Origin of the sequence: Mycobacterium sp., from assembly GCF_036273375.1 — a bacterium.
Classification (GTDB): Bacteria; Actinomycetota; Actinomycetes; order Mycobacteriales; family Mycobacteriaceae; genus Mycobacterium.
Genome location: NZ_DASUHS010000080.1, coordinates 1 through 21,837 on the forward strand (window position 1 = coordinate 1; position 21,837 = coordinate 21,837).

At 66.1% G+C, this 21,837-nt stretch carries 22 protein-coding genes; 9 read left to right on the forward strand and 13 right to left on the reverse strand.

The features are described from left to right. The coding region (locus tag VFW69_RS07025) for a 2Fe-2S iron-sulfur cluster-binding protein (protein WP_526499543.1) at nt 1-322 on the forward strand (322 nt) is incomplete at its 5' end. A 101-nt stretch (nt 323-423) separates the two neighbouring features. On the opposite strand, the gene VFW69_RS07030 is transcribed toward VFW69_RS07025, so the two are convergent. Both VFW69_RS07030 and VFW69_RS07035 read right to left on the reverse strand, forming a co-directional pair. Then, complete coding sequence (locus VFW69_RS07030) at nt 424-1,107, reverse strand: ANTAR domain-containing protein (RefSeq protein ID WP_526499545.1); 684 nt, start codon at nt 1,105-1,107, stop codon at nt 424-426. Between the two features lie 106 nt (nt 1,108-1,213). Next, nucleotides 1,214-1,663, reverse strand: coding sequence for an Hsp20/alpha crystallin family protein (locus VFW69_RS07035; protein WP_526499547.1), 450 nt, complete (start codon nt 1,661-1,663; stop codon nt 1,214-1,216). Nucleotides 1,664-1,805: 142 nt separating this feature from the next. On the opposite strand from VFW69_RS07035, the gene VFW69_RS07040 reads away from it, so the two are divergent. Together VFW69_RS07040 and VFW69_RS07045 are read left to right on the forward strand one after the other, a co-directional pair. Beyond that, nucleotides 1,806-2,171 carry a MerR family transcriptional regulator gene (locus VFW69_RS07040; protein ID WP_526499549.1) on the forward strand — a complete coding sequence of 122 codons (366 nt, stop codon included), beginning with the start codon at nt 1,806-1,808 and terminating at the stop codon, nt 2,169-2,171. Between the two features lie 65 nt (nt 2,172-2,236). Further along, entirely contained in the window at nt 2,237-2,773 is a 537-nt protein-coding gene (locus tag VFW69_RS07045; protein ID WP_526499551.1) for a DUF1360 domain-containing protein, read from the forward strand. Between the two features lie 16 nt (nt 2,774-2,789). Here the strand turns inward: VFW69_RS07045 and VFW69_RS07050 are convergent, their stop codons facing one another. After that, nucleotides 2,790-4,100: an NAD(P)/FAD-dependent oxidoreductase gene (locus VFW69_RS07050; RefSeq protein ID WP_526499553.1), complete on the reverse strand. Its 1,311-nt coding sequence runs from the start codon at nt 4,098-4,100 to the stop codon at nt 2,790-2,792. A 296-nt stretch (nt 4,101-4,396) separates the two neighbouring features. On the opposite strand from VFW69_RS07050, the gene VFW69_RS07055 reads away from it, so the two are divergent. Next, the gene (locus tag VFW69_RS07055; RefSeq protein ID WP_526499555.1) at nt 4,397-5,104 is read left to right on the forward strand and encodes a GAF and ANTAR domain-containing protein; all 708 of its coding nucleotides are present in this window, start codon (nt 4,397-4,399) and stop codon (nt 5,102-5,104) included. A gap of 30 nt (nt 5,105-5,134) precedes the next feature. On the opposite strand, the gene VFW69_RS07060 is transcribed toward VFW69_RS07055, so the two are convergent. Beyond that, nucleotides 5,135-6,373, reverse strand: a complete 1,239-nt coding sequence (locus VFW69_RS07060; RefSeq protein WP_526499557.1) for an NAD(P)/FAD-dependent oxidoreductase — start codon at nt 6,371-6,373, stop codon at nt 5,135-5,137. A 4-nt stretch (nt 6,374-6,377) separates the two neighbouring features. Here VFW69_RS07060 and VFW69_RS07065 point away from each other — a divergent pair, with 4 nt between their 5' ends. The 3 genes from VFW69_RS07065 to VFW69_RS07075 all read left to right on the forward strand — a co-directional run bounded on the left by VFW69_RS07065 (nt 6,378) and on the right by VFW69_RS07075 (nt 10,673). Further along, complete coding sequence (locus VFW69_RS07065; protein WP_526499559.1) at nt 6,378-7,559, forward strand: zinc-dependent alcohol dehydrogenase; 1,182 nt, start codon at nt 6,378-6,380, stop codon at nt 7,557-7,559. A 92-nt stretch (nt 7,560-7,651) separates the two neighbouring features. After that, a complete protein-coding gene (gene glgX / locus VFW69_RS07070; RefSeq protein WP_526499561.1) occupies nt 7,652-9,802 on the forward strand; it encodes a glycogen debranching protein GlgX in 2,151 nt (716 codons plus the stop codon). 103 nt (nt 9,803-9,905) lie between these two features. Further along, a complete protein-coding gene (locus VFW69_RS07075) occupies nt 9,906-10,673 on the forward strand; it encodes an SDR family oxidoreductase (protein ID WP_526499583.1) in 768 nt (255 codons plus the stop codon). A gap of 1 nt (nt 10,674) precedes the next feature. Here the strand turns inward: VFW69_RS07075 and VFW69_RS07080 are convergent, their stop codons facing one another. The 4 genes from VFW69_RS07080 to VFW69_RS07095 all read right to left on the reverse strand — a co-directional run bounded on the left by VFW69_RS07080 (nt 10,675) and on the right by VFW69_RS07095 (nt 15,255). Beyond that, on the reverse strand, nt 10,675-11,646 hold the full coding sequence (locus VFW69_RS07080) for an aldo/keto reductase (protein WP_526499563.1): 972 nt from the start codon (nt 11,644-11,646) through the stop codon (nt 10,675-10,677). 14 nt (nt 11,647-11,660) lie between these two features. Further along, on the reverse strand, nt 11,661-12,731 hold the full coding sequence (locus VFW69_RS07085; protein WP_526499565.1) for an IS110 family RNA-guided transposase: 1,071 nt from the start codon (nt 12,729-12,731) through the stop codon (nt 11,661-11,663). Between the two features lie 361 nt (nt 12,732-13,092). Continuing rightward, nucleotides 13,093-14,109, reverse strand: coding sequence for a sensor domain-containing protein (locus VFW69_RS07090; protein ID WP_526499567.1), 1,017 nt, complete (start codon nt 14,107-14,109; stop codon nt 13,093-13,095). Between the two features lie 72 nt (nt 14,110-14,181). Further along, entirely contained in the window at nt 14,182-15,255 is a 1,074-nt protein-coding gene (locus VFW69_RS07095) for a hypothetical protein (protein WP_526499569.1), read from the reverse strand. Between the two features lie 285 nt (nt 15,256-15,540). On the opposite strand from VFW69_RS07095, the gene VFW69_RS07100 reads away from it, so the two are divergent. Then, nucleotides 15,541-16,215, forward strand: coding sequence for a UdgX family uracil-DNA binding protein (locus VFW69_RS07100; RefSeq protein ID WP_526499571.1), 675 nt, complete (start codon nt 15,541-15,543; stop codon nt 16,213-16,215). Nucleotides 16,216-16,229: 14 nt separating this feature from the next. On the opposite strand, the gene VFW69_RS07105 is transcribed toward VFW69_RS07100, so the two are convergent. From VFW69_RS07105 to VFW69_RS07115, 3 genes are all read right to left on the reverse strand, one after another. After that, the gene (locus tag VFW69_RS07105; RefSeq protein ID WP_526499573.1) at nt 16,230-18,023 is read right to left on the reverse strand and encodes a thiamine pyrophosphate-requiring protein; all 1,794 of its coding nucleotides are present in this window, start codon (nt 18,021-18,023) and stop codon (nt 16,230-16,232) included. 267 nt (nt 18,024-18,290) lie between these two features. Then, complete coding sequence (locus tag VFW69_RS07110; protein ID WP_526499575.1) at nt 18,291-19,346, reverse strand: DNA topoisomerase IB; 1,056 nt, start codon at nt 19,344-19,346, stop codon at nt 18,291-18,293. A gap of 128 nt (nt 19,347-19,474) precedes the next feature. Further along, a complete protein-coding gene (locus tag VFW69_RS07115; protein WP_526499577.1) occupies nt 19,475-19,873 on the reverse strand; it encodes a hemophore-related protein in 399 nt (132 codons plus the stop codon). A 264-nt stretch (nt 19,874-20,137) separates the two neighbouring features. On the opposite strand from VFW69_RS07115, the gene VFW69_RS07120 reads away from it, so the two are divergent. Next, a complete protein-coding gene (locus VFW69_RS07120) occupies nt 20,138-20,341 on the forward strand; it encodes a CsbD family protein (RefSeq protein WP_526499585.1) in 204 nt (67 codons plus the stop codon). Nucleotides 20,342-20,597: 256 nt separating this feature from the next. Here the strand turns inward: VFW69_RS07120 and VFW69_RS07125 are convergent, their stop codons facing one another. Both VFW69_RS07125 and VFW69_RS07130 read right to left on the reverse strand, forming a co-directional pair. Further along, complete coding sequence (locus VFW69_RS07125; RefSeq protein WP_526499579.1) at nt 20,598-21,362, reverse strand: endonuclease/exonuclease/phosphatase family protein; 765 nt, start codon at nt 21,360-21,362, stop codon at nt 20,598-20,600. A 58-nt stretch (nt 21,363-21,420) separates the two neighbouring features. Beyond that, nucleotides 21,421-21,837: class I SAM-dependent methyltransferase (locus tag VFW69_RS07130; RefSeq protein WP_526499581.1), on the reverse strand; the 417-nt coding region annotated here is incomplete at its 5' end.

The following is a 21,837-nucleotide window of genomic DNA, read 5'->3' on the forward strand; positions in this document are numbered from 1 at the left end:
CGCGCGCAACGAACACGCGGACGCGCCGCTGCACTACGAACGTTTCGGGCCGCCGCCGGTGGTCGATGGTCTTCCCTTCGAGCTGGAACTGGCCCGCTCGCAGCGGGTGCTCAGCGTGCCGGCCAACCGGTCGGCGCTCGACGTCATGCTCGACCGCGATTCGACCACCGCGTACTCCTGCCAGCAGGGGTTCTGCGGAACATGCAAGGTGAAAGTTCTTGGGGGACGGGTTGATCGCCGCGGGCGCACCGTCGAGGGTGATGACGAGATGCTGGTCTGCGTTTCCCGCGCGAAATCCGGGCGCGTGGTGATCGACGCCTGAGCGCTCAGAAGCCGCCCGCTGTCCGCCCGGGGGGCACCCAGGTGCGCTGGGTCGCCCTCTGATCGACCACTGAAGGCGAAAGATTCCGGCCAGCAAGCCGTTTAGTTGCGCTCAGCGGAGGGTCGAACGCGTTCGTGCGCGGTCAGCAATAGGTGGTCGAATTCGGATTGCGTGTTCAGCGGCGGACCGGCACCGCGGAAGTCTTCGGCGATCTGCTCGGCCAGCGGCCGCAGCTTGATGTTCGCTTCCTGGGAAAGCCATTTGAGCAACTCGAAGGCCGCGCTGTCGCTGAGGCCGTAGAGGAGCATCAGCATGCCTTTGGCTTGTTCGATCCCGGCTCGGTTCTCGCTGATCTCAGCGAGTTTCGCGCGCATCTCGTCTTCGCGTATTCGTTCTCGGGGCCCCGAGACGTCGATGTAGAACCCGTGCGTTCCGATCACGTCGCCGTCGTCGTCGAAGATTTGATCACCGACGACGACGACGTGTCGCACGTCGCCCCGGGTGTCGACGATCCGATGGCGCGTGCTGAAAGCCTGGCGGGTATGGACTATCTGATCGATGGTGGCCGCGACGTGTCCGCGGTCGTCGGGATGCTTGTGTGACAGCACCAGTTCGGTGGTCGGAGTGACGGTGCCGGCCTCGTAGCCGTGCATTCGCTGCACCTGTTCCGACCATTCCCAGCGCTGGTCGGTGAAGTAGAACCGAAACCAGCCGGCGGGCAGACAAGTACCGCCGGCCAGCGCCTGTTCGACGTGGGCGGTCTGGCCGTCGAGTTCCCATTTCATCGTGTGTCCGGTTTCCTGGCACCGGGCGAGGCGTTCGCTCCGGTGGCCCGGGGCCGGCGGCGGGCGGCGATCGGGGGAGTCGACCGCCGCCCGGCCCGCCGGTCGGTCAGGCGTTGATGACTTCGCGCTCGGCACCGCTCTCGCGGACGGCCCGAGGTGTGTCGCCGCGGCCGACGGTGATCTTGCGCGGCTTGGCTTTCTCGGCCACCGGGATGTGCAGGCGCAGAACGCCTTCGGCATAGGAGGCCTCGATCCGGTCGGTATCGAGGTTTTCGCCGAGCACCAGCTGGCGGCTGAACACGCCGCGCGGCCGCTCGGTGGCCAGCATCTCGCGGTTGGGGTCGACGGCCGGTCGTTCGGCGCGCACCGTCACCACATTGCGCTCGATGTCGATGTCCAGCGAGTCGGCATCGATGCCGGGCAGGTCGAACTCGACGACGAAATTCTCGCCTTCGCGCCAGGCGTCCATCGGCATCACTGCCGGGCGGGCGGCGGTACCGAGGACCTGGTGGGCGAAGCGGTCGAGCTCACGGAACGGATCTGAACGCATCAGCATGGTGGTCACCTCTCACTCCAATCTAGGTGGCGGTTGGGCAATTTCCTATGTCTACTGACATAGATTTGATATATCACCCTCGACAGAATGACGCAAGTGTGCTAAACAGATTTTTTGAGCCGGTAGCTAAAGGGGATGCGTGATGGCCGACTACCGTGGCGACGCGGGTGCTCCATTGTCCGACCATGGTGTGTACGGCATCTCGGTGGCTGCCGAATTAACCGGGATCGCGGTGCAATCCCTGCGGCTCTACGAACGCTACGGCTTGATCGCGCCGGCCCGCAGCCAAGGCGGAACTCGTCGCTACAGCGCCGACGACCTGACGCGGCTCAGGCGCATCAGTGAGCTGGTCGACTCGGGGGTCAACCTGGCCGGCGTCGCACGCATCCTCGATCTGGAAGACCACAACGCCTCGCTGTCGGCGACCAACACCGACCTGCGCTCCACCAATCGCACGTTGCGAGACGCCGCGAAGACGACCAAGCCCGTCCAACCGGGCACACTGTAGAGCCCATCCCGGATTGCACCGGCCGACGCCGGGTACTCGTCCCGCTATGCCTTTGGGGAGAAACGATGGGTGAGTTGACGGAAACCGGTGCTCAGGTCGCCGGGAGCGCACGGCAGGAAGCCGACGCCTACCGCGGCGACAACGACCGACCGCTGGGCGGCTATCTGGCCGTGATGGTTGTCTATATCGTCGTGGTGGCCGTTGCGGTGTTGGCCGCGCTGGTCAGCGGGCGCACACTGCCGACCCGGTGGCGCGTCCAAGACCTGCTCCTGCTCACCCTGGGCACCCACAAACTGTCGCGCACCTTGACCAAGGACGCGGTGACGAGCCCGCTGCGAGCACCCTTCACGCACTACGCGGGCACGGGTGGACCCGCGGAAGTCCAGGAAGAGGTCCGGGAGCAGAGCCAGCTTCGGCACAGCCTGGGCGAGCTGCTGACTTGCCCCTTCTGCCTGGACATGTGGGTCGCCACTGGGTTCGCCATCGGCCTGGTGTTCGCGCCCCGGTTCACCCGGCTGATCGCCGGCGTGTTCACTGCACTGGCCGGCGCGGACTTCCTTCATCTCGCCTATGCCATGGCGCAACAGTCGGCCGAAGGCTGACGCTTGTCGGGCCGCGTCAGCTCGTCTTGGGCATCGGAATACCCTCGCTGGCCGTGAATTGCGCGTCGTCCGCGGACGACAACCCGATCGAAACGACCGAGCGGGTGAACAGCGCATCGGTCAGGTACGCCAGCGACACCGCCCACCGGTTGACGCCACGCGGAATCGCGTACAAGTGGTACGACCTGGTGACGGCTTTGGCGGGCAACCCCGACAAATGGATGTTGAGCGGGTTGGCCACCGCGTAGCGCGGTCCGAGGTCGACCACCAGGCCGAGGTTGCGGTGCTTGTATTCCTTGCTGGTGCCGTGACCGAGGCTGGCCGCAACATTGCGGGCCAGCGCTTTGCCCTGTCGGGTCGCGTGTTGGGCGGTCGGCGGTGTGACCTTTCCCGGTTGGGTCAGATCGGGGACCGCGGCCGCGTCACCGGCCGCGAACACCTCGGGGTGATCCGGCACCTGCAGATCGGCCTGCACTGTGAGCCGGCCCTTTTCGGTTGGTAACCCCAGGTTCTGGATCAACGGTGCGCCGGTCACCCCGGTCACCCAGGCGATGGTACGCGTCTCTATGCGCGAATCATCGCTGAGCACAACGTGATCGGCGTGCGCCTCCTTGAGGGTGATGCCGAGCCGGACGTCGATACCGCGCTTGCGTAACACCTTCAGCGCGGCGTCACCCAGCTTCTTTCCCACTTCGGGCATCACCTGGTCGGCCAGGTCCAGCAACAGAAACCGCACTTCGGCGGGGTTGAAGCTCATCTGTTTGGCCGCCGCGTCGGCCAGCGCCCGCAGCTGCGCCACCAGCTCGGTGCCCGAATATGAGGCGCCGACAACCACCACGGTGCGCCGGGCCGCGGCCACCTGGGGATCGTCCTCGATGTTGGCCAGCTCCAGCTGTTCGACGAAATGGTCTCTCAGGTAGAGGGCCTCGGCCGTGGTCTTCAATCCGCGCGCGTGACTGGCGAGCCCCGGGACGTCGAACAACCGTGTCACCGAGCCCGGCGTCAGCACCAGCCGATCCCAGGACATGGAATGGCTGCGCTCTTCGGGATCGCAATAGGTCAGCGTGCGTCGGGTAAAGTCCACGCCGTCGACGCGGCCGCGTATGGCGCGCACACCCTTGAGCGAATTAGCCAGTGGGACAGCGACAAAGCGGGCATCGACGACGCCGCCGGCCACGTCGGGCAACAGCGGCGTGTACAGCATGTAATCGACCGGCGAGATGATTGTGATGTCGACGGGTGCTCGCCGTCGGCGCAGAATTCGGACCAGCCGACGGGCGCAGGTGAATCCGGTGAAGCCGCTTCCCACGATCACAATGGAGGTCACCGACCCGAGTGTAGGCGGCCTTCGGAAGTGAGTCGCGATGGGCCGTTCGATTTTACGTGGTTAACTACCACGAAAGACGTTGTCTGGGAGCGTAGTTTGACGCTCACTAGCGCAACGCGGACGTGCTCGTGTGCTGGGCCAAAGCCCATCGCCGCGGTTATTCGGTATCTGGCCTTGCGTTTCGTTGGATGGCTCCTAGACTTCTCCTTGGACGTTGACATTCGCCGACTTGTCAATTTCACCGTGACTCCTGCGAGAATGGGCGCTGCGGCCCGGATAGTTCGGGGGTGGTATCGATGCGAGACGGCAGTGCCACGGTCGTCAATCAGCTCTTGGAGCTGGTGACGAACCTGGAGCGGGAGAACAGCGACACCACCACTGGGCTGCACGAGCTGATCGGCAACGGCGTCGACCACGTGACCGGCTGCCAATATGCGGGGATCACCCTGGCCGAGAAGAGTAAGTCGGTCATTAGCGTGGTCGCCACGCACCGCTATCCGATGGTGCTAGACGCGATCCAGAACAGGTACGGCGAGGGGCCGTGCCTGGCCTCGGTCTGGGAGCACCATGTCATGCAAATCGCCGACCTGAACACCGAGCAGCGCTGGCTGCGCTACCGGCGGCATGCCCTTGAGCAGACCCCAATCCGTTCCATCCTGTCGTTTGAGTTGTTTGTCGACGGCACAAGCATGTCCGCGCTCAACTTCTATGCCGACCGTCCGCACGCATTCAACCAGGATTCGGTGGAGTTGGGCACGGTGTATGCCACCCATATCGCCTTGGCCTGGTCGATGATGCGCCGGCAAGACCAATTCCGCAGCGCTCTGGCCTCGCGAGACATCATCGGGCAGGCCAAGGGTGTCGTGATGGAGCGCTTTGATCTCGACGCCATCGAGGCCTTTGAGCTGCTCACCCGGCTCTCGCAACAATCGAACACCAGGCTGGTCGACATCGCGGCCGCTCTCGTCGATAGCGAACATCCGCTCAAGTACCGCCTGCATTGACTCCGCTCGCCACAGCGCTTCTCGCAGTGGTCAATTCATCGGAACCGGTGCGGGCCGCCCTTCGGCGATGAGCCGCTCGCCGAGGTCGTAGTCGTCGTCGGCGTTGTAAGTCAGGACACCGACGACGGCGTTCCCCGACTCGTACCACACGGTGAAGCTGTCGCCATGGTCGAGCATCCGGCTACGTTCGTACCCATCGCCCCATGCATGGTACTTCAATGTCCCATCGCCAATGGTGGTCCAAAACCCCGGCACCGCATCCCATTTCGATTCATGACCCGCCGCGCAGGCCCCGGCGATCGTCCCGTGGTCGGTCGCGTCCTGCCAATGCTCGGTGGCCACGGGGCGTCCTGCGACTTCGTGGTGGGCCAGCGCGACATCACCCGCGGCATACACACCGGGCACCGCGGTGGCCATATCGGAACCCACCACGACGCGGGACTCGTGCACCTTCAGACCCGCCTCGGCGGCGATCCGGCTCTGCGGCGACACACCGGTGGCCGCGAGCACCAGGTCACAGTCGATCGTGACGCCGTTGTCCAGGCGAACGCCCACGTCGGTGATTTCCTGCACCGTGACCCCGCCGACGTGTCGGGCACCCGCGTCGCTCACCAAATCGCGCACCCGTGCGGCGGCTTCGCTGCCGAGCCGCTTCTGCTGCGGAAGTTCCGACGGCGCAACGATAGTCACCGGGATCCCGCGCCGGGCCAGCGATGCCGCGGCCTCACAACCGATGAACCCCGAGCCGATCACCACCGCGGATGAGGCGTTTTCGGCCGCGGTGCGCAACCTGCCGGCATCGGCCAGTGAGCGCAACAGCAGCGCGCGTTCCCCACCGGGCAACGGCGGTGTGACGGGTGCCGCGCCGCAGGCCAGGATCAAAGTGTCGTAGCCGTACCGGTGATCGCCGGCGAACACGGTGTGTTCGGCCAGATCCAGCCGATCGATCCGCACTCCGCCGACGAGTTCGATCGCCCGCTCGCCAAACCACCGCGCGGGATGCAGGTCAACCTCGTCCGTTTCGCCGCGTAGAAACTCCTTGCTCAAGGGCGGTCGGGCGTACGGCGGGTCGACGTCAGCGCTGATGATCCGCAACGGTGTGTCGGCATCGTGTTCGCGAAACGACTCGGCCGCGGCGACTCCGGCTGGGCCACTGCCCACGATGATCACTCCCGTTGGCGTCATCTCGATGTGATACCCGTACTTCGCGAGCTCACACAGCCTTTCCGAGGGCGCCGTTTCGGCCGGTGTGGGACGGGTATGTGCCATCCGTATGAAGGCTGTTACCTGGCACGGCAAGCGCGATGTACGGGTGGAGTCGGTGCCCGATCCGAAGATCGAGCAGCCCACCGATGCCATCATCGAGGTCACATCGACCAACATCTGCGGGTCCGACCTGCACCTGTACGAGATTCTCGGGGCATTCATGAAGTCCGGGGACATCCTCGGTCACGAACCCATGGGCATCGTGCGGGAGGTCGGCACGGAAACGGGTGACCTGCGGGTAGGGGACCGCGTCGTCATACCGTTCCAAATATCCTGCGGCAGTTGCCATATGTGCAACGAGAAGCTATACACCCAATGCGAGACGACCCAGGTGCGCGAGCAAGGCATGGGAGCGCCGTTGTTCGGTTATTCAGAGCTTTACGGCTCAGTACCCGGCGGACAAGCCGAGCTGCTGCTCGTCCCGCAGGCGCAGTTCACTCACATCAAAGTCCCTGTGGGACCGCCGGATTCGCGGTTCGTCTACCTGTCGGACGTGCTACCCACCGCCTGGCAGGCGGTCGACTATGCCAACATCCCCGACGGTGGCTCGGTCACCGTGCTCGGGCTGGGTCCCATCGGGGACATGGCCGCGCGCATCGCCGCTCACCTGGGCTACCGCGTCATCGCCGTCGACCTGGTGCCCGAGCGACTGGCCCGCGCGGCGAAACGCGGTATCCACACCATCGATTTGGGGCGGCTGGACTCCTCGCTCGGTGACGCGATCCGCGACCTGACCGACGGGCGGGGAACCGACTCGGTGATCGAGGCGGTGGGCATGGAGGCGCACGGCTCGCCGGCGGCCAAACTGGCGCAACAGGTTGCGGGGTTGCTCCCCGATGCGCTAGGCAAGCGGGTCATGCAAACCGCCGGCGTGGACCGGCTGTCCGCCCTGTACTCCGCCATCGACATCGTGCGGCGTGGCGGCACGATCTCGCTGATCGGCGTGTACGGCGGCATGGCCGACCCGCTGCCGATGCTCACCCTGTTCGACAAGCAGGTGACCCTGCGGATGGGACAGGCCAACGTCAAGCGCTGGGTCGACGACATCATGCCGCTGCTGACCGACGACGACCCGCTTGGGGTCGACAGCTTCGCCACTCACGTGCTGCCCCTCGACCAGGCACCGCACGCCTACGAGATCTTCCAGAAGAAGCAGGACGGTGCGGTGAAGGTCATACTCAAGCCGTGATCGTTTATGCCTCAAGGCTTTCCGGTTGGCCACGGCAGTCCGGGGCGTAGTGCACAGTTTGACGGCGATGTTGGCAGGGTATTGATTGCGCCATGACCACCGCAGACGCTCTCGCTCCCACGCCCACCGGAGAGGTGTGGCCGGGCAGGGCCTACCCGCTGGGTTCGACGTACGACGGGGCGGGCACCAACTTCGCCGTGTTCAGCGAGGTGGCCGAGCGGATGGAGTTGTGCCTGTTCGACGCCGAGGGCACCGAGAGTCGCGTCACCCTGCCGGAGGTCGACGGCTTCATCTGGCATGCGTACATTCCCAACATCGAACCCGGCCAGCGTTACGGCTACCGCGTGTACGGTCCGTACGACCCGGCCGCGGGACTGCGATGCAATCCGACCAAGCTGCTGGTGGACCCGTATTCGAAAGCCATCGACGGCTCGTTCGAGTGGAACCAGTCGCTGTTCAGCTACAACTTCGGTGACCCCGACAGCCGCAATGACGACGACTCGGCGGCCAGCATGCCCAAGTCGGTGGTGATCAGCCCCTACTTCGACTGGGGCAACGACCGGCCGCCGGACCACCATTACGCCGACACGGTCATCTACGAGGCGCACGTCAAGGGCCTCACCCAGACGCACCCCGACATCCCCGAGCAGCTGCGCGGCACCTACGCCGCGGTGGCGCACCCGGTGATCATCGAGCACCTCAAGAGCCTCGGCATCACGGCCATCGAGCTGATGCCGGTGCACCACTTCGCCAACGATTCCACCCTGGTCGACAAAGGGCTGTCGAACTACTGGGGCTACAACACGATCGGATTCTTCGCCCCCGACTTCAAGTACTCCAGCGCCACCACGCCCGGCGGGCAGGTCCAGGAGTTCAAGGCCATGGTGCGCTCGCTGCACGAAGCCGGCATCGAGGTCATCCTCGACGTGGTCTACAACCACACGGCGGAGGGCAACCACCTGGGCCCGACACTATCGATGCGCGGCATCGACAACGCCGCCTACTACCGGCTGGTCGAAGACGACAAGCAGTACTACATGGACTACACCGGCACCGGCAACAGCCTCAACGTCGGGCACCCGCACGCGCTGCAGCTGATCATGGACTCGCTGCGCTACTGGGTGACCGAGATGCATGTCGACGGCTTCCGGTTCGACCTGGCCTCGACGCTGGCCCGTGAGTTCTACGATGTCGACCGGTTGTCGACGTTTTTCGAACTCGTGCAACAGGATCCGACGGTCAGTCAGGTCAAGCTCATCGCCGAGCCGTGGGATGTCGGGCCGGGCGGCTATCAGGTGGGCAATTTCCCGCCGCAGTGGACCGAGTGGAACGGAAAGTACCGCGACACCGTCCGCGACTTCTGGCGCGGCGAGCCCGCCACCCTCGACGAATTCGCCTACCGGCTCTCCGGATCGGCGGATCTCTACGAGCACACCGCGCGGCGGCCGGTGGCGTCGATCAACTTCGTCATCGCCCACGACGGCTTCACGCTGCGCGACCTGGTGTCCTACAACGAGAAGCACAACGAGGCCAACGGCGAGGACAACAACGACGGCGAGAGCCACAACCGGTCCTGGAATTGCGGCGAGGAGGGGACCACCGACGACGAACAGGTCAACGCGCTGCGCGCCCGTCAGCAGCGCAACTTCCTAACCACGCTGCTGCTGTCCCAGGGTGTGCCGATGATCTGTCACGGCGACGAGCTCGGGCGCACCCAAAACGGCAACAACAACGGGTATTGCCAGGACAACGAGCTCACCTGGATCGACTGGGCCACCGCCGACTCCGGTTTGCTGGAATTCACCCGGACGGTGTCGGCGCTGCGGGCCGAGCACCCTGTGTTCCGCAGGCGGCGGTTCTTCTCCGGAACGCCGGTGGGCCGCCGCGGGCAGGACGGTCTGCCGGACATCGCCTGGTTCACCCCCGAGGGCACTGAGATGACCGACGAAGACTGGGGAGCGAGCTTCGCCAAGTCCGTTGCGGTCTTTCTCAACGGCCACGGCATTCCCGATCGCGATGCGCGAGGTCAGCGGGTACTCGACGACTCCTTCCTGCTGTGCTTCAACGCCCACTACGAGCCGATCGAATTCACCTTGCCGCCAAAGGAATTCGGTGCTTCCTGGCAGCTTGTGGTCTTCACCGGACCCGAAGAGGCCACGCCGGTCGACGAAGTGCCCGGGGGAGGTACGTTCACCGTCGACGCGCATACCGCCGTGGTGCTGCAAGCACCCGACGGTGGCTGACACCTTGACGCAAACCCGCCCGAAAGTTACGTAGCGCGCCGCCTGCCGATACGCTGTGGCTGCAGCGAGGTCGTTACAGGAGAGGGCAAATATGTCAAGGACAGTGGTGGTCGGCGCCTCCAGTGGGCTGGGGCGTTGCATAGGCGTCGGTCTTGCCCAGCGCGGCGATCATGTCGCGCTGCTTGCCCGGCGCCGGGAGCGCATCGAGGCCGCGGCCAAGGACGCCGGCCCGAACGCGATCGCCGTCGAGTGCGATGTCACCGACCAGGCATCCTGCCGCTCGGCCATCGACCATGCCGCCGACGCCCTCGGCGGCATCGACAACATCGTCTACACACCCGCCGTCGGGCCGCTAGTCCGCATGGTGGACACCGACGCCGACACATGGCGGCGCATCTTCGACACCAACGTCATCGGCGCATCGTTGGTGACGGCCGCGGCGGTGCCGCACCTGACCGCCTCGGCCGGCAAGGCGGTGTACCTGTCCTCCGACGCCGGCACCTTCGGGCCGCCGTGGCCGGGTCTGGGCGCGTACGGAGTCAGCAAGGCCGCCCTGGAACGGCTCGTGGAAGCGTGGCGGGCCGAACACTCCAACATCGGTTTCACCAACCTGATCGTCGGGGAGTGCGCGGGCGGCGAGGGCGACGGCCAAACCGGCATGAACGAAGGCTGGGACATGGACCTCGCGATGAAAGCGGTCCCGCTCTGGTCGGCGCGCGGCTGCATGCCCGGCAAGCTGATGCCGGTTGAGGACCTCGTCGACGTCGTCCACACCATCCTGCGCACCAACGCCTCGACATCGATGCCGCTCGTGGTGGCCCGCGGGGCGCCGGCCAGCCCCGCCGCGTTCGCCGAGGCCAACCAGTCGTAGCTCAGCGGCGGCCCAGCTTCTCCTTGGCCAGGTCGGTAAGGAAGCGCGCCGTCGACGTGGGCCGGAAGGCCAGGGCCGCCTCGGTGAGCGCATCACGTGATGCGGTGGGCAGTTCGATATCGGCCGCGGCGACGTTGAATTCGAGTTGCTCGACGCTGGAGGCGCCGGGAATGGCGACGACCCCCGGATAGCTGATCAACCAGGCCAGTGCCACCTGCGCCGGCTTGGCGTTTACGTCCTTCGCGACGTCGCGCAACAGCTGCAGCAGCGGCTCGACGCGGCGCAGGTTTTCGGTGCCGAACAGCGAATTCACCGCCCGCACGCCACCCGGGCGGTTGTCGACGCCGTACTTGCCGCCGAGCAGCCCCTGTTCCAACGGGCTGTAGGCGATCACGATGCGGTTCTCCCGCTCGGCAAACGGCACCAGGTTCTTCAGCGCCTTCGGGAAGGCAAGCGAGAAATGCACCTGGTTGCTGATGACTGGCCGGCCGAGCGCGGCGTCGGCCTTCTGCCACCGCTGCAGCGAATAGTTCGAGACGCCGGCCGCGCCGATCTTGCCGCTGTCGAGCAGATCGCGCATGCCCGGCATGATCACCGAATCCGGCACCACCGGGTTGGGCTGGTGGATCTGGTACAGCGGGATCCGGTCCAGCCCCAGCCGCTGCGCGCTGGCGCGGGCGCGCTGCTTGACCACGGCGGGGAAGGGAGCGACCGGCATGATCTTGCTGGCCACCGCGACGTCGGCGCGCTCGTCGCCGAGGGCCTCGCCCAGGATCCGCTCACTTTTGCCCAGGCCGTACACCTCTGCGGTGTCGAACAGCGTCACCCCCAGGGCACGGGCGCGGCGCACGATGTCGCCCGCTGCGCCGGCGGCGTAGCTATCCCCGTAACCCCACTCGCGCGAACCGAACTGCCAGGTGCCCAGGCCGATCCGGCTGACTCGGCCGACCCCGTCGACGTCGAGATATTTCATGCGTTTCTCCTATGTCAAGCCGCTGCTGTTTGGCAAGGCTGGATTCGGTTTTGGTGGTCGGTGTGGAGATGCTGGAATGCCACGCGGGCCAAGCGGCGTTTGAGGCAGCGCAGGGCTTCGGTGGTGGAGTCACCTGTACTCCTGCGGTGGCGATAGTAGGCCTGCCCGAGGCCCTCGAGCCGGATCTGAGTGACGGCGATGCGATGCAGGGCGGCGTTGAGTTGGCGGTTGCCCGAGCGGGTCATCCGGACTCGGCCGGCGGTGGTTCCCGACCACACCGGGATCGGGGCCACCCCGGCATGGCGCGCGAAGGCGGCCTCGCTTTTGAAGCGGGCGACTCCGGCGGCTTCGCCGACGAGTTTGGCTGCGGTGAGCTCGCCGCAGCCCGGCATCGCGAGCAGTGCCGGGGCGACGGCCCGGACCCGCTCACCGATGCGCTTGGCCAACGCGTTGATGGCTTCGGTGAGCCGAGTGATGTCGGCTAGCTCGTCACGGGCCAGCTGGGCCACCAAACCGGGCACGGTGTCCAACCACGCTCGCAACAGGTCGCGGTGCTTGGCCAAGTCCAGCGACGCCGCCTTAGGGGCATGGGCGGGGTCGAGCTCGTGGACTCGCCACAACAACCGGTTGATCGTCGAAGTCCGTTGTCCAACAAGGTCTTCACGCCGATCGACCAACAACTTGAGTTCCCGCGACACCTCGTCATGGGAGGCCACCGGTAGATCTGGTTCCCGCAACACCGCCCGCGCCACCGCCAACGCGTCGATGGGATCCGACTTACCCCGAGTGCGCGCCGAGGCTCGAGTCTGCGCCATCAACTTCGGCGGCACCCGCACCACCTGCTGACCCGCGCTCAACAGGTCACGTTCCAACCGGGCCGACAAATGCCTACAATCTTCAATCCCCCAGCGCAGGTCCGTTCCGAAGTGAGTACGCGCCCACCGCAGCGCCTGGTTGTGCCCGGATGTAGTGGCCGCGACGACCTTCTCACCGACCTTGCGGCCGACCTCATTAACGGCCACAAACGTATGGGTGCGCTTGTGGACATCGGCTCCAACAACAACCATGGTGGTTGCCTCCTTCACAGTGAGGTGACAGTTGGGCCGGTCGGCGGACACATCTCAGTCGGGGGCGAAGCCACGCTCCTATCAAGTCACGCCGGCCGGTCCTTCACACCTGATGCCGACAAAACGCATGAACGCCAACCCCAAGGCGGCACGCAGCCTACGAGCCAGACACCAGATGATCAGGATCCAACCACCGCAAAAAGCGGCAACACCACCCTGACACTGAGCTCAGCCTAGTGGCGATCGCAAGCGCGGCGGAGCCGGGCGCAGCGGGTCGCCACGCATGAGCCATGAGTGGCGATCGCAAGCGCGGCGGAGCCGGGCGCGGCGGGTCGCCACACATGAGCCCCTGAGCCGGCCGCCGATCCGCGTGGGCCGCTCAGCCGGGGATCTTGCCGAGGATGTAGTTGGCGATGCTGACCGCGGCCGCGCGGGGCGGCCCACTGTCCGTGGTGCCGTTGGCAGACACATTCAGGTCGATGACGACGTTCGCCTTGGCCGCGATGGCGCGTGCCGAGCGCACCTGGATGGCCTTGGGCGTCAGATCCAGGGTGGTGATGCCGTTGCCGGCATCGGCCGGCGCGCTCAACGACATCGGGATCGGCTGCCCACCGGGAGCAGTCACGGTGACGGTATAACCGCCGCACTGGTGCCATCCCGACAGCAAGGTGGCCAGCTGCGCCTGGGCGGCGGCCGTATCGCGAAATGCCGCCACGCCCTGGATGACCTGCATCGACTTCATCATGCTGCGCGTGTCGGTGAATTGCCCGGCGTGATATCCGGCCAGCGCCCCCGGGGTGTAGGCGTCCGGGCTGCCGGCGGCGATGCTTCCCCAGCATTCCGGGCGGTCGATGCTGCCGTCATCCGCGGAACGGCCTGGGCTGTTCCAGGTCGGCCCTGCGTCGAGGTTCGCATCGCCGGTGATGTTCCGCAGGGCGTCGAGCGCGGGTAGCAGCGTGGCGATGGTCTCCGGCGGGACCGTGGGCGGCGGGGGCCCGGCCGCCGTGCTGGAGCCGGGAGGCGTCCGGTGTGGGGAGGTCGAACCGGCCAGCGTGGCCAACCCGGCCAGGACCACGACCGCCAACAGAATGAAGATGTATGACAGCGTCACGCCCACCAGCGCACGGTCGCGGCCGAGTTCGCCGGTGCGGCGGATCTGCGCCAGGCCGAGGTGTCCCAGGATCGCCCCCGCGGGCGCGAACAGGAACGCGAAAACCAGCGACAGCGTCGCCATGGTGTTGACCGGCGGGCGGTAGGGCGCGGGTGGCGGCGTGAAAGGCGGCGGCGCCACGGCGGGTAGCTCCTCTTCGGGTAGCTCCTCGTCGGGCGCCGGGACGCGGCCAAGCGGGTCATAGCTCAGCGGGTTTTGCCAATACGGGTCCTGCGGGTTGGTCACCCCAGTGCCTCCTTAGCGGGGAGAACCTGCCCGAAATGTAGCCGACGAGGGCGCTTGAGAAAACCGCGGCCGTCACAGGCGCGGTTTGCCGATGCTGACCACATAGGGCACCTGCGCGAAGGTCAGGTAGACCCGATGTGGCCCGACGGCCATGCCCGACAGCTGGGCGGCCCGGGCGGCGGCAGGCAGCCCCGACCGGTAATCGATGGTGCGCAGCACGGGGATGTGACCGTCCGGAAAGCCGGTAAAGCTTGCCGTCTCGAGCGTCACCAGTTCGCGGTCGGTGGCGGCATAGATCCTGGTGTCGTCGGTGCCGAGTTCGCGGATCGGCGACGGTAATCGCGTGGTAGCCAGCACTTCCAATCCCTCCCCGCCGCGACGTGAGTCGACGGCGTGCAGCGTGTCGTCGTCGCGGCCGGCCACGTAGCTGCGCGTCACCGCGGTGCCGTCACCCGCCGAGACCGCCACGTCGAAGTCCAATGAGCCGCGTTCCGCCGCGGGCGACGACGTCCCTTGAAAGTGGCGGATGCCCGACGGTCCGAGCAGGTGGTAGTCGAGTTCGCGGCCGCGATTTGCGCCGTCGATGGTGTCTGCACTCGTGCCGGTGATCGCGGTGGGTAGCCTGCGGTAGCCGTACTGGTCCACCGGCGTCACCGCATGGCCATCCGCCGACAGCGCCAGCAGCATCCGCAATCCCGCGTCCTCGGTCAGGTAGGCCGGCGCCGGTCCCGCGTCGAAATCGTTGACCTGGCGCAGACTTTCCAGGTCGACCTCGGCCACCTTGCCGCGCTCGGGCTGCGGCACGAACACCACACGCTCGTCTTTCTGGCTGATCTGCAGATTGCGTCCGGACGCCATGGGCGCGGAGAACCGCGTCTTGGCTTCGCCGCCGTGATCGCCGGCGCTGACCTCGGCTAGCCGGCGATCGTCGGTGAGCGCGACCAGCGCGTGCCTGCGGTACGACCACACCGGCTCGTGCAACGCGGCACCGGCCTGCCAAAGTTCGACGGCGGGCGCCGATTCCAACGACGCTCCGGGGCGTGAACAGCCCGTGGTCAGCGCGGCCGTCGCGACCGCGCCGACGACTCCGCAGCGCAGCAGCGCCCGGATGCGCTGGCGTGTGCAAAGACCCTGTCCGGCGCCCATCGACCGCGAACTCCTTTCGCCGTTTTGTCCAGGACATACCCCGCGCGGCCACGGCCACACCCCGTTTGACGCTCGGATTCGTCGGGTAGCCATTTGAGCGAGCGCGCACAGCCCTGCGCGTCGGACCAAAGATGGGAGGGACACTGTGGCACCCACCGCCATCAAGTCGCCCACCGACGTAGCTGGGTGCGCCATCTCCGGCAAGGGCTGACACAGCCACCCCTGGCGTGGTACCCCCGCTCGGTGGGGGAGCGGGGGTATCCACGCCCTCCACCTCAAAAGCTCATGGCCGCAACATCGAACGCACCCGGGGCCACCCGCTACCTTCCAGAGGAGCGGGACCTCGACGCGCTGCGCGATGCGGCCGAAACATGCCACGGCTGTTCACTTTTCGAAGATGCCACCCAAACGGTGTTCGGCAATGGGCATCCGGGGGCGCCGATCATGCTGGTGGGCGAGCAACCCGGCGACCAGGAGGACCGCGCCGGCGAGCCGTTCGTCGGCCCAGCCGGACGCCTGCTCGCCCGCGCCCTCGAGGACGCCGGCATCGACACCGCGCTGGTCTATGAGACCAACGCGGTCAAGCACTTCAAATTCACCCGCAAGGGCGGCAAACGACGCATCCACCAAAAACCCGGGCGCACCGAAGTGGTCGCCTGCCGACCCTGGCTGATCGCCGAGATCGAGGCGGTGCGGCCCCAGGTCATCCTGTGCTTGGGTGCGACGGCCGCACAGTCGTTGCTGGGAACCACTTTTCGGGTGTCCACTCAGCGCGGCCAACAACTGCGGCTGCCCTCATCCGTTGACGTACACTTCACACCCGCGCCGACCGTGGTGGCGACGGTTCACCCCTCGTCGGTGCTGCGCGACCGCAGCGACCAGCATGACGAGGTCTACAAGTCGTTCGTCGACGACCTGCGCAGCGCGGGCGCAAGCCTCGCCAGGCGCAGAAAGAGCTGACCCCGCTGAGGGGTTCAACTCTTCTTGTGCGGCAAGAACTCCTGCGCCTTGGTCTTCAGACCGACCTTGACGAAACCCACCCGGTCCTCGTCACCGGAGAGCACCGCCGCGGTCGCCGACTTGAATTGCTCCCAGGTCGCGTGCGGCGGGATGGGCGGCATATCGGGGTCGGTATACACGTCCAGGACGGTGGGACGGTCCGCGGACAGCGCCTGGCGCCAGGCATCCGACAACTCCTCCGGATCCTTGATGGCCATGGCGTTCAGGCCGAGGCTGGCCGCGAACGCAGCGAAGTCGATGTCGGGAAGATTCTGGGATTCCGCGAATTTCGGCGCACCGGCCATGGCGCGCATTTCCCAGGTGACCTGGTTCAGGTCGTTGTTGTGCAGGATCGCGATGATCAGGCGGGGGTCTTTCCATTCGTTCCAGTACCGCTTAATCGTGATCAGTTCGGCCATGCCGTTCATCTGCATGGCGCCGTCACCGCTGAACACGATGACGGGCCGGTCCGGGTGGCCGAACTTGGCGCCGATGCCGTACGGAACTCCGGGACCCATCGTGGCCAGGTTGCCCGACAGCGAGCCCCGCATGTTGCCGCGGAAGCGTAGGTTGCGCGCATACCAGTTGGCCGACGAGCCGGAATCGGCTGCGACGATGGCGTTGTCGGGCAACTGCGGCGACAGCTCGGAGAACAGCCGCAGCGGATTGACCGGGTGGGCGCTGACCATGGCCTCCTTGTCCATGGTCTCCCACCAGCGGGCCACGGTCTTCTCGATGCCCTCGCGCCACGAGCGGTCCTCCTTGCGGCGCAGGTGCGGGATCAGCGCCCGCAGTGCGGTCTTCGCGTCGGCAACCAGGTTGACCTCGAACGGGTAGCGCATGCCGATCATCCGGCCGTCGACGTCGATCTGCACCGCGCGGGCTTGACCGAATTCCGGCAGGAACTGCGTGTACGGGAAACTGGACCCGACGGTCAGCAGCGTGTCGCAGTCGCGCATCATCTCGTAACTCGGCCGCGTCCCCAGCAATCCGATCGAACCGGTGACCCAAGGCAATTCGTCTGAAAGGACGTCCTTGCCCAGCAGCGCCTTCGCCGCGCCCGCGCCAAGCAGATCGGCGACTTCGGCCAGCTCTTCGTGGGCGCCGCGGGCGCCGCTGCCCGCCAGGATGGCCACCTTCTTGCCGGCGTTGAGCACGTCGGCCGCACGCGCGACGGCGGTATCGTCGGGGGCGATTTCCGGGTACTCGATGCCGAGGCTGGAGGGCACCATCTTGAACGCGTGTTCGGGCGGGGAGTACGGCAACTCCTGAACGTCGCTGGGAATGATCAACGCCGTCGGGGCCCGCTGCGTCATCGCTATCCGGATGGCGCGGTCCAGCACGTTGGGCAATTGTTCGGGGACGGTGACCATTTGGACGTAATCACTGGCGACGTCCTTGAAAAGGTTCAGCAGGTCGACCTCCTGCTGATAGTTCCCGCCCATGGCGCTGCGGTTTGTCTGACCGACAATGGCCACCACCGGGACATGGTCGAGCTTGGCGTCGTAGAGGCCATTGAGCAGGTGGATTGCGCCCGGCCCGGAGGTCGCCGCGCAGACCCCGACCCGGCCGGTGAATTTCGCGTAGCCGACCGCCTCGAAGGCGCTCATCTCCTCGTGGCGCGATTGGATGAACTTGGGCTTGTTGTCCGCGCGGCCCCACGCGGCCAGCAGCCCGTTGATGCCGTCGCCAGGATACCCGAATACGTGTTCAACGCCCCACGCCCGCAAGCGCTCTAGCAGATAATCGGAAACCTCTTTTTTGGACATGTTTTCTCCTCGGCCGACGGTTCTACGGTGCTAGCGGATGGGCGTGTGTGGCTATTGTTTGAACCACCTGCATGGCACTGTCGCGCACTCGCGGGCCAGTGGTTCGCGGCCTCCACTGGCAGGCGTGACTGATGCAGGCTGCCACCGCAGGGGCGGCTTCGGCACTTCCCACAGGAGCCGTTTACCCGCAATTGGCTGCGCTATTCGCCGAAACGAAGGCGGCCAGCCGACTCTCAGCGAGTTTTCAGCTGGCGGTTGTGGAATTGGTCAGGCCGACTTGGGCAGTGCAGACGATCCACCGGCGCTGTGGCCCTTGGCCACCCGCCGGATCAGCATGCGGGTGGCCTTGTCCAGAATTTCCTGCGCGACGTCGGGCTTACGGGCGCGTTCGGCACGGCGCACGGCCGCGGCTATGGTCATTCCCTGCTCATAACCGGTGACGACACGGGGGTCCACGTAGGAACCGCGCGCCACCGCCGGAGTGTTGCCCAGCTCCTCGGCTACCTCTTTCATCACCGCGGATTGAACGCGCTTGGCGACTCGGCGCGACACTGCGGGATCGGCGTCGGCGAAGGCCACGGCCGCCAGCACCGTTCCATGCCACGTCCGCAGGTCTTTGACGGTGTAATCGTCGCCGACCAACTCCTTGAATCGGTTGTTGAGGTCATCCGCACGCACATCGAACCACCCGGATGACTTGCGGCACACCAGTAGCCGCTCGGTGCGGTCGGGCCGACGCATCAGGGCTCGCACCGCGCGGACCACTTCGGGATCTTCGATTTCCATCGTGCGCCGGACCCCGCTCTTGGCCGGGAAATCGAACTCGACCGCGTCCCGCCGGACCACCACATGCTCGCACAACAGGGTGGACAAGCCGTAGGATTCGTGTTCCTCGGCGTATTGCTCGCCGCCGGCGCGAAAGTACCCGCGATCGAGCAGCCGTAGTGCGAGCGCCAATACCCGCTTGCGGGTCAAGCCCTTGCGCGTCAGATCTTTGGCGATCTCGGCGCGCCACACCGGCAGCCGCGTGGAAAGTTCCAGGACGCGGTCGAACTTTTCCTCAGCGCGTTCCTGTTGCCAGGCGGAGTGGTACAGATACTGCCGCCGGCCGGCGGCGTCGACGCCCACGGCCTGGATGTGGCCATTGCTATACGGCGAAATCCACACGTTCTTCCAAGCCGGTGGAATGACCAGATCCTTGATTCGTTGCAGTGTTTCCGGGTCGGACAGCGTCTTGCCATCCGGCCGGTAATAGGCGAAGCCTTTACCACGACGCTTGCGCGCGATACCCGGCTTGCTCAGCACGCTTCGGCGCAGCCGCATTGTTCGCCCTCCAGTTCTGGTAGCTGACTGCACAATTACCCGCCGGAGAAGTTGTTCACACCGTGGAAGAGCACGCCGACGTAGAAACGACCCGCCACAGCGTTGTGGCGGGTCGTCTCGGACCGGAATCAGCCGGCCATGAACTCCTGGTAAGCCGACTCCAGGTTCGGCGGCAGGGCGGTGACATTGCACTGCCGTTCGGTGTCGCCGATGGGTGCCAGGATGCCGCGCAGGTCGTTGTATTCCTGCGGGTGGCCGGTGAAGTAGCCGCGCAAGCTTGACTCAGCCTGCGGCCGTGGCTGCCCGTAGGCTGCGGTCACCACCTGGTTGGCGCCCGGGTGCGCCGCCAGATACTGCTCCGCCGAGCCCTGCACCGAGGAAACGGTGTTGTTCACACCGGCCGGGCTGCAGTCGGGTGCTGCGGCCGCCGATGGTGCGCCGACGATGCCCATGGCCATCCCCCCGAGCAGGCAGCCGGCACCGATTCCGGTTACTTTCCGGCGCGCGACAATACTGCTGATTTTCATAATTTTTGACGTCCTTCGAAACGAAAATGATTTTCTCTCGACAGAGGCTCCCGATCCTCGAAATCCAAAGTAGCGGAAGACAAGAGTGGCAGTGTTCGCCGACGACGAACGCCAGAGACGGCTACCCCCTTTCCGGGGGTTATTTGCTAAGCGACCGATCAAACGATCGGCGAATTTCTAAGAAATCGGCCCCGATCTTACGGATTCGTCAGGGAGATCGTGACGGAATTGTTATCGAGAGCTCGGCTTTCCGTCGTCGGCTGCGTGGTGGTCGTTGTGCTGGGCGGAGCCAGAGTCTGCAGTCACGTGTCGACGTCGGGGCGTGGTCGCGACGACCTGAGCAGAGAGGGCCAGGCCCGGCAGGACAAAGCCGACGCTCAACGCGATGCGGGCAAGAAGGGAGCCGAAGCTGAGTCGGGGCGCGCCGGCGCCGACGCTGCCGAAGAGCGGCAGAAGAAGAACCAGTAGGTCACCCGCAACGGGGCTCGGTCCGAATTTTCGGGCCGGGCCCCTTTCGCGCTTTAGGTATGCCAACGGCGTCGGCCGCCGATCGGTGGTTCAAGCCGCGCCATCGTCAGCAGACTTCTTAGGCCTCGGCGCCCCGCCATCGACAGCGCCGACGTCGGCGTGGAAATCATCGGGGTCATCGACCAGATGCCCTCCGCGGACGACATCGAACGGGTTCTGGTCGCGGTGCAATCGAGCCGCTACCAGCGCTGAACGCTCAGACCCTTTGCAGGTCCACCACCAGCGGACGGTGGTCCGAAATGGTCATGAGGTCTGATTTCACCGCGCTCCCGCGCAGCTGGCGATCGTCGGTCAAGATGTGGTCGAGCTGGCGGTTGGGCGTGTCCGCGGGAAACGTTTGGGCGGCAGCCAACGCCCGCATGCCCGACCAGCGGCGCACCGATTTCGGGGTCATGTTCAAGTCTCCGGTCAACAGCCGCGGTCCAGGGAAGCCGCGCAGGTCGTGAATCAGTCGGCGCAGCTGGCGCCGATTCCAGCCCGGAACAAAAGACAGGTGGGTGTTGGCCACCGTGAGCGCGCCCAACGGGGTGTGCAATCGGGCGATGACCGCCGCTCGGGGCTCCTCGTCGACGACCATGACCCGGTCGGGACCCGGCAGGTACATCGGAAACCGCATCGGAATCCGGGGTAATCGAAGCACTTGCCAGCTGACCACCGGATATCTGGACAACAGCGCGATTCCGTAGGCTGCGGTGCCGGGCTGTTCACGGCCGGTCGCGGCCATCCAAGTCGCCCCCGGTGTGCCGGAAATGGCCGCCACGAAGCGGTGTTCCACCGCACCCATGGCTTCGGCCGCCGCGGCGGTCAGGTCGGCGCGCTCGGACCGCGGCTGATCGCAGTCGACCTCTTGCAGGCTGAGCACGTCCGGATCGAGGCGGCGTACGCAGTCACCCAGCCTGTCAACCACCACGCCGTCGCCGACGGTGCGGCCGTGCAGGATGTTGAATGTTGCTACGCGCATAGGTTTTCACCTACCCACTTTCGCCCTCGCGCAGTCAATGTGGCATGTCCGTAGTGGATCAGCGCGCGCCGGGCACCCTTTCGCGAGCGGCAACCGACCAGGCGTCGCCGGTGTCGAACACGTCGATGACGACATCGCTGTCGCGGTAGCGGCCCATCGACGTCAGCCCGGGTGTTTGCGCGATGACGTCGTGGGCCGCGTCGCCGGTGAGCGGGTAATCGGCCACGGGGTGACGCCAGTGTGCGGCAACGATATTGGCGCCGCGCTGCAGCCTCGGACACTCCCGGCGCAGCACCTCGGCCAGGGTCTCGGCCTCCAAGTAGTAAGCGACTTCGCTGAGCACTAGCAGGTCGAAGGGTCCGCGCGGCCACGGCGAGTCCAGCGAGGAGCGGACCAGCGTTACCCGCTCGCGGCAGCCGGATGCGCGGCGCCGGGCCTCGGCGCTGCGCAGCGCCGCCTCGGCGACATCCACCGC